The organism is Bacillus sp. P4_D3, assembly GCF_056401855.1.
On record NZ_JBFUIN010000811.1, the window covers coordinates 1 to 1,302 of the forward strand.

Consider the following 1,302-nt stretch of genomic DNA (forward strand, 5'->3'; position numbering starts at 1 on the left):
GAGTATATGCTACAAGTAAATGAATGGTTAAAAACGTATCATATTCATATCGCTTAACAAAAAAGAGTTCAAGGACAAAAACCCTTGAACTCCCTTTCATTTATTAATTGGCACATTGTCTATCTTCAGTATCGATGGACCATCCAATAATAGTGGCACAATCTCTACCTTTCCACTGAAGTACATTTGTTAATACAGGCTCAATCTGTAAACAAGTTCCGTCGTGTAATATTTCTACTAAAGATTGATCATCATCAAACTTTCGTTTATCACATTCTAAAATACCATCCGTTGCCATTACAATGTGATTCTGACCTTTTTCTAATCCCCTTATTCCTGATGTAAAGCAAGGGGTATTCGCTGCAAAAACATTTTTTCTTCCTATATATTCATAGTTCTTACGCTTATTTAGCCTACCTTTTCCATTTTCCTTTTGCTCTGAATGGAATAAATACGCGAAGCAATCACCAACTGATAGCCAATATAAGAACTCGCCTTTTCGTAAACAAATTAAACATGCAAGTTCCTCATCATCTTGGTCACATTTCTCGATAAATAGCTCATCTGTAAATAACGCTAATAAATACATATGGGTATGATGAAAAGCTAAATGGATTGGATATGAAAATAATTCTTTTAGTTGTTCTTCTCTTTCTGAAATCGCTTCTATTATATAATGTATATTTTTTGTTTTATGATGTGTATCAAAAATCATAACAAATTCAAATTCTAATTTCGGATCCCACCAAGCTAGCACTGCATCTCCTCTTTCATATGCATCACTCTCTTGATTTCCTCCATATACGCCGACTGAAAGAGGACCACATTTTTCAACATGTATTTGATCTACATACATCTTTTCATGACTAATCCATTTAAATGTATTCACAGCTATCATCCTCTCTCTTGCTAAATGTATACCTTTACACATAGATTACCTTATATTTCAATAAAAATAAACTTTTTCAACATTTATTATGAAAATAACAGGATTTTAATTCTTACAAGACGAATATATCTTATAGTACGATATAAAAATTAGGGGGAATTATAATATGAAAGACATTAATCCACATTGGGAGACAATATACTACCACTTACGCTATGAATATGAAGACAATCTTTCTCATCAAGCAATTCGTATTTTACAAATCGTTTCCMGTGAGAAAGATATAACAATTGGAAAAATTGCTTCTGAACTTGGTTTATCTAATAACACAGCGTCCGAACATGTAAAACGTCTTATTCAAAAAGGATTTATCATGAAAGAAAGAAATAAACAAGATGAAAGAGTTGTGAACC

General features: G+C 31.8%; 2 protein-coding genes. One reads left to right on the forward strand and one right to left on the reverse strand.

Annotation, left to right across the window (positions count from 1 at the left end; all coding sequences use genetic code 11):
* Window positions 1-103 precede the first annotated feature (103 nt).
* Window positions 104-931 (reverse strand): PP2C family serine/threonine-protein phosphatase, encoded by an 828-nt coding sequence (locus AC1DTM_RS26920; protein ID WP_016104447.1) that lies wholly within the window; start codon window positions 929-931, stop codon window positions 104-106.
* Between the two features lie 124 nt (window positions 932-1,055).
* Here AC1DTM_RS26920 and AC1DTM_RS26925 point away from each other — a divergent pair.
* Window positions 1,056-1,302, forward strand: a 247-nt coding sequence (locus AC1DTM_RS26925; protein ID WP_477001322.1) for a MarR family winged helix-turn-helix transcriptional regulator, incomplete at its 3' end; no start/stop codon positions are given.